The 5,553-nt window shown below is 68.8% G+C and carries 8 protein-coding genes; 5 read left to right on the top strand and 3 right to left on the bottom strand.

The window, feature by feature from the left end:
- The 4 genes from B4E97_RS00675 to B4E97_RS00660 form a co-directional block, all read left to right on the top strand.
- Positions 1-359 (top strand): hypothetical protein (locus tag B4E97_RS00675; RefSeq protein ID WP_286958283.1); only part of this gene is annotated, 359 nt, incomplete at its 5' end.
- A 76-nt stretch (positions 360-435) separates the two neighbouring features.
- Positions 436-816 (top strand): hypothetical protein, encoded by a 381-nt coding sequence (locus B4E97_RS00670; protein WP_286958282.1) that lies wholly within the window; start codon positions 436-438, stop codon positions 814-816.
- Positions 813-1,373, top strand: coding sequence for an HD domain-containing protein (locus tag B4E97_RS00665; protein ID WP_286958281.1), 561 nt, complete (start codon positions 813-815; stop codon positions 1,371-1,373). The genes B4E97_RS00670 and B4E97_RS00665 overlap by 4 nt, the downstream gene beginning before the upstream one ends.
- Positions 1,374-1,429: 56 nt before the next feature.
- Positions 1,430-2,197 carry a hypothetical protein gene (locus B4E97_RS00660; RefSeq protein ID WP_286958280.1) on the top strand — a complete coding sequence of 256 codons (768 nt, stop codon included), beginning with the start codon at positions 1,430-1,432 and terminating at the stop codon, positions 2,195-2,197.
- A gap of 24 nt (positions 2,198-2,221) precedes the next feature.
- On the opposite strand, the gene B4E97_RS00655 is transcribed toward B4E97_RS00660, so the two are convergent.
- A complete protein-coding gene (locus B4E97_RS00655; RefSeq protein WP_286958279.1) occupies positions 2,222-3,070 on the bottom strand; it encodes a phosphoadenosine phosphosulfate reductase family protein in 849 nt (282 codons plus the stop codon).
- Positions 3,071-3,339: 269 nt separating this feature from the next.
- On the opposite strand from B4E97_RS00655, the gene B4E97_RS00650 reads away from it, so the two are divergent.
- Positions 3,340-3,687 (top strand): hypothetical protein, encoded by a 348-nt coding sequence (locus B4E97_RS00650; RefSeq protein ID WP_286958277.1) that lies wholly within the window; start codon positions 3,340-3,342, stop codon positions 3,685-3,687.
- A gap of 82 nt (positions 3,688-3,769) precedes the next feature.
- Here the strand turns inward: B4E97_RS00650 and B4E97_RS00645 are convergent, their stop codons facing one another.
- Positions 3,770-4,063, bottom strand: coding sequence for a hypothetical protein (locus B4E97_RS00645; RefSeq protein WP_286958276.1), 294 nt, complete (start codon positions 4,061-4,063; stop codon positions 3,770-3,772).
- A 547-nt stretch (positions 4,064-4,610) separates the two neighbouring features.
- Entirely contained in the window at positions 4,611-5,189 is a 579-nt protein-coding gene (locus B4E97_RS00640; RefSeq protein WP_286958274.1) for a hypothetical protein, read from the bottom strand.
- Between the last annotated feature and the right edge of the window lie 364 nt (positions 5,190-5,553).

Below are 5,553 nucleotides of genomic sequence, written 5' to 3'. Positions count from 1 at the left end.
ACAGACCATCTGACACCCCCGCGATCTACGACTCCTGGTGGCTCATCGCCGCCGGCGGGGTCGTGGTACACATCCTCGGCGACGCGATCACCCGCAGCGGCGTGCCGATCCCGGTCGTGTGGATCACCAACCGCGGCGCCCGCGCCGGCGTGCCCGTGCTCACCACCGGGCACGGGATCGAACGCACCCTGCTGCCCGGTGCCTGGACGCTGCTGCTGCTGGCCCTGCTGTCCCACCACAGCGGAATCCACACCTGGGAGCAGCTGCAGGCTGGAGCGTTCCACCTGCTCGACGAGGCCACCCACGCACTCGCGCAAGAACTGTCCGGGCTGCTCCACGCCGCCACGAGCCGCCCTTGACCAGTCCACGCATCATCACCAGTGTCACTGCACCTGACACCCTCAGAACCAGACCACCGCCCGTGAGGAGACACCCATGACCAGCAAGGCCCACTACCTGGCCAGCGCCACCCCCGACCCGGACGCCGGCGCACTGGAGGTGTCCGTCGGGTATGTCGACGCCATCGGCGTCTACATCGAGCTGCTCACCGGCCACGCCCCCACCCCCGAGGCCGCAGCCAGCCTCGTCGCCGAGCGCGGGTGGGCGCTGATCGAGCCCTGGCACGCCATCGACGACGGGCTACGAACCCAGGTCACCTGGAGCGGGGAACGCCTCCTGGACGCCGACGTGCGCGCCGCGATGACCGACGAGCTCACCACCACCCTGGCCCGCGCCACCGCGCTCGCGCACGCCCTCGCGGCCGACGAGGACCTCATGGACAGCCACCTCAGCCCGCACGCCCTGGACATGCTGTGAGCACCTGGGGCCTGCACCAGGCGCAGACGCTGGCGCGTGAGCTCATCGGCACCATCCACCCCCGCTGGGAGCACCTGTCCACCGTCGGGCGGCGTGCCGAGACCCTCGCCGCCACCCGCGACATCCCCGAGCACGTCGTGGTCGCCGCCTGGGTCCACGACATCGGGTACGCCCCCCAGCTGGCCGACCCCGGCACCGGGTTCCACCCCGTCGACGGCGCCGAGCACCTGGCCCAGACCGGGGCACCCCGCCCCGTCGTGGCCCTGGTGGCCTGGCACACCGGCGCACTCCACGAAGCCCGCACCCGAGGCCTGCAGGCGCACCTGGAGCGACTGCCCCGACCCGACCAGCAGGACCTGGACATCCTGACCCTGCTGGACCTGACCACCGGCCCCACCGGCGACCTCGTGCGCGAGCACGACCGGATCGCCGAGATCCTGACCCGCTACGAGCCGGGCCATCCCGTCCACACCGCCGTCACCGCCTCCACACCCGAGCTCCTGGCCAGCGCGGCCCGCGCGCGCACCATCCTCGACCTGGCCACCGCCACGTCCTAGCCCCACCGCCCGCTCCCGACCCGCCCCTGGGCCCCTACCTCAGGCAGGATCACCACGTGCTCACCACCACCAGCCCCCGCCGCGGGCTCACCTTTGCGCTGACCGCCGCCGCACTGACCAGCCTCACCGCCTGCCAGGCCTCGATCCCCAGGGGGACCGTCACGACCGCGACCGCCCGATCGTCGACGTCCCCCAGCCCCGCCCCATCTGCGAGCCCCCGTCAGGTCACCATCACCTGCCAACGCCCCCACCAGGCACCGGTCACCTATCAGAGCATCACCGCCGCCTGGGCTGGCAGCCACACCACCTGCCAGGCCAAGATCAGCGGCGACCTCGACCAGGTCGACGAGCACGTCGCCGAGACCGCAGGAGCTCCCCGCGCCGGCGCCAGCCAGGCCCGCAGCACAGCCCTAACCGACGTCACCGCGATGTGCGCCCGCAACACCCCCGACGCGTTCAACGACATCGCGGTCGGCAACCCCACCGCGATCACCCGTGCCAAGGCCGCCCTGGTGCTGTGCCCCGACCACCCCCAGTGGGCCGTCATCGCGCGCCGCACCGCCCAGGCCCTCATCGACTCCCGGGCCAGCCAGACCGGAGGAGCGATCGTCGACGGCACCTGGAAGGTCGGTGCCGACGCCAAGCCCGGCGCCTACACCAGCGACGTCACCTCGGACCAGTGCTACTGGGAGCGCGCCGACGCCAAGGGCACCGTCATCAAGAACGGCATCGTCCTGGGCGGCAACCGCGCTGAGGTGACCATCGCCAAGACCGACGCCGCGTTCACCTCCCGCGGCTGCGGCACCTGGATCCCCAAGAGCTAGCGCCCGTCGCCCCCGGCGGACCGATCAGAGGAACTCGCTCAACCGGGGAAGCGCCCGCGCGAGCTCGGCGTACAGGGCCGGCCAGCCACGCCGCAGCCAGGTGACCTGACCCAGCTCCAGGCGACCGCCGTCGAGGGCGTGCGAGACACGCAAGGCCTGGACAGGGGCGCCCAGAGCGCGCAGCTTGGCGTAGACGGGGTTGAGGGGGATGCCGTGGGTGGCCAGGTAGGACCACACCTGACCGGTGGTCCAGTCCCAGATCGGCCCGTAGGCGACGGTGCCGTCCAGGCGCTCGATGACCCCGCCGTGTCGGGCGCGCTGCTCACGCGATGGTGGGACGGACCGAGGGCAGCAGCCGTGGCAGTGCATCGCGGTTTGAGCGCGCAGCTCGGACAGGTACTTCAGCCGCCGACCGCGGGACTCCTCGGCGCGCACCCCCCACAACTCGCCATCGCCGAAGGCCTCGTGGGCCACCGCGGCGGGAGCGGTGATGACGACCTCGCCGAGGTGGGGGACCCGGCGCCGAGGCGCGTCGTGGTCCCACGCGCCCGAGGCCACCAGCAGCTCCAGCAGCGTGGGGGAGGCGGCGACGATGTGCAGGTTGAGGTTCCAGGCGTCAGCGAGCTCGTGCAGGTAGCTGCGGGTCTCGGGGTACTCCAGGCCGGAGTCGAACCAGACCATCGGGGTCGCCGGGTCGACCTGGCGGGCCAGGTGGGCGACGACGACGGAGTCCTTGCCCCCGGACAGGGCCACGTACCCGTCGTGTGCTTGCAGGTGCCCCTCGATGCGCATCAGCAGCGGGCGGTAGTCCTGCCTGGCTCCGCGCAGCGCGCGCAGCCGGGCCAGGTCCAACCCGGGACCCTGAGTGCTCATGTCAAACCACTCGCCGTGCTGGTGATCACTCACCAAGCCTAGACGCACCCCTACCACGTTGAGTTAAGTCAACAAAACCACTTGACAGTATGGCACGGACAGGGTGTGATGGACGTGCTGGACCCCACGCACGGGGACGTCGGCGGCCGGTGCACCACCAGACCCCAGGGCCGACGTCTGCAAGACCGCACGTCACACCTGCCGCCCCTTGGCGGCTTACTAGGAGATGAGTGCCAGCGGCACCAGCCTCGGGACCAAAGGAGCGACCCATGCGAGTGCCCATCCAGGACGCAGCCCGCGAAGCCGCCGAGATCGTCGAGTTCGGATTCCTGGTCTCTGACCGAGACCTCTACATGACGATGACCCGGGAGTACCCGCGGCTGCGGGGCCACTGGGAGGAGTTCGTCGCCGAGCTCGAAACCGTCGGACGCCGGCGCCGCACCTTCGCCCACGCCGGCTCCAGCTGGTGCCTGCACCGCTACACCCAGGATCAGCCCACTGCCACGCCACGCCGGTGGTGGCAGCGGGCGCCTCGGGCGCAGGCTCGAACACGGGCCCACCCTCCGCCCGGTAGCGGCCCACGAGCCTTGCACACCCACCCCTTGGACATCCCGTAGGCGGGCGACTTGGGTTGGGACCGGCCCTGCAGGACAACCGCGGTGATCACCAGAGGGTGCGGGTGGCCTCTCCCAGAGGCACCTAGCCCCGCATGACCTCACTGCGAGGCGGAAAGTACCCGTCTGAAAGGCCCCATACGTACCAGCGGTCCTCGTCAGGAGGGCTCACGACGGTCAGCGCCATGAAGTCCTTGAGTGGCGCGGACTCGAACGCGCGCCCGACCGAGCCGGCGTACTCGATGAACTTCACGTACTTGATCGTCGGCTCTTCCGGACAGTCCTCCACGACGGTCATGATGCTGAGCGGATTCAACCTCGACGCCGCATCGGAGTAGTCGCCCCAGTCCTCGGGAGCTAACGCGAGGTAGTCCAGCACGTCGCGGTTCTGGACGTACTCTGATTAGGGCCTGATGCCACAAGTTGGCGGCGCCCCACGGAGTCGCAACACTGAACCCGCCCGCAGCAATCGCGCCGTGCGTGGCTCCTTGTCCGACCTCCTCGATGGGTAGCGGAATGCGTTCGTTTCCTTGTCGTTCATCGCGCCATCATCACCTGTCCGAGAAAGCGGAAGGTGTTAGACACCTTCCGATTCAAGAACCTGCAGCCGTAGACCGGTGGCAGGTCGCCACGAGCGGCGATCGAGAGTCGAGCGCCATCCCCAGGGCCATGCACCCCCTCGGGTTGGACGTCGACGATAACCGGCCACGCGCCCACAAGGGATCACTGGCTGCGCCCATTCAGTATGGTTGGCCGCCCGAAAACGACCGTTTCCGGGCAGTCGTTGAATCCTTCATGGCAAGAGTGTTTACGAGTCCCATGTTTGATGGCTTCTCGAGGATGGGCCCGTCGCCGAAGGACGAACTAGTCACCAACCTCGAGGACGGGCGGCCCGGCTGCCGGCCTCGATCGCCTCCAACGTCGCCTTACGCGTCGGTGCGCAGGGGTCCTCTGATCCCAGCGGAGCGCTCGATTGCTCGCAGTCGCCGGTGCGCTATCTGCAGGAGCTCTTCGAGAAGCTGGGCGTTGAACTCCTCGATTACCGCGCTGCTGGCTAGTAAGAAGCGATCCAAGCGATTCACGAGATTTTCGGCCCACGTACGCACCTCATGCCAACTGATGCCCGGGTCGAACACGTGCGCGAAGGCCACGCTGGGTTGCTCCTCTGGGTCGCCGGTGTAGAAGCCCGACCCATCGCGAACTTGAGCCTCCCCGATCCAGGTCAGGCGTGGCGGCGCATGATGAAGTAGCGCCGGGTTGCCAGCAAGCGGAATGCGCACCGTGACCCCGACATCGCCTCCAACCGGTTCCGACTCGAGGACGGCCTGATCCGTGACGAGGTGCACCTGTTGAAAGAGGTGGCCCTGGATCCACGCTGGGTCAAAGACCTGGGCGACCGCGGCCGGCGCTGCGCCGAGGACTTGAGCGCGAAGACGCAGTCGGTGCTCGTCCAACTCGTCTACGAGGGAGCGGCCCGCGAACAACGGTTTCCAACTGGTGCCCATGATCGGCAGTCCTTCCGTAGAGCTCGCCCTATCGCGGGCCATACCGAGCAATCCTGATGGCGCCCACCGACAACGGCGCCCGACGAACCCGCCCACGCCCAACTACAGATTCGAGCGTGGTGACGCTCCTCGGCTCCTCCTGACATGGAGTCCTGTATTGAGCCCCGCAGCCTGATTGGCTGTTATGTTCCGGCTCGGACCAATGACGGTCCACTAGGGGAGAAGGCAGGAGCACTTCATGTCGATTCTGAACCGGCGAGCCACACGGACGAGTGTGGTCGCCCTCGTCGCCGCAGGAGCCCTCACGATGGGGGCAAACGCGGCGTATGCCAGTTACACAAGCGGCTCTTCCGACCTGAGTGTG

It is taken from the genome of Arsenicicoccus sp. UBA7492, assembly GCF_002479615.1.
In the GTDB taxonomy this organism is placed as follows: Bacteria; Actinomycetota; Actinomycetes; order Actinomycetales; family Dermatophilaceae; genus Arsenicicoccus; species Arsenicicoccus bolidensis.
This window is presented reverse-complemented; position numbering and strand designations above follow the sequence as displayed.

What these genes read in the sequence shown, in the direction of transcription:
- B4E97_RS00650 (WP_286958277.1), top strand. Translation starts at nt 3,340, where the DNA reads ATGCGAGTGCCCATCCAGGACGCAGCCCGCGAAGCCGCCGAGATCGTC.
- B4E97_RS00670 (WP_286958282.1), top strand. Translation starts at nt 436, where the DNA reads ATGACCAGCAAGGCCCACTACCTGGCCAGCGCCACCCCCGACCCGGAC.
- B4E97_RS00655 (WP_286958279.1), bottom strand. Translation starts at nt 3,070, where the DNA reads ATGAGCACTCAGGGTCCCGGGTTGGACCTGGCCCGGCTGCGCGCGCTG.
- B4E97_RS00640 (WP_286958274.1), bottom strand. Translation starts at nt 5,189, where the DNA reads ATGGGCACCAGTTGGAAACCGTTGTTCGCGGGCCGCTCCCTCGTAGAC.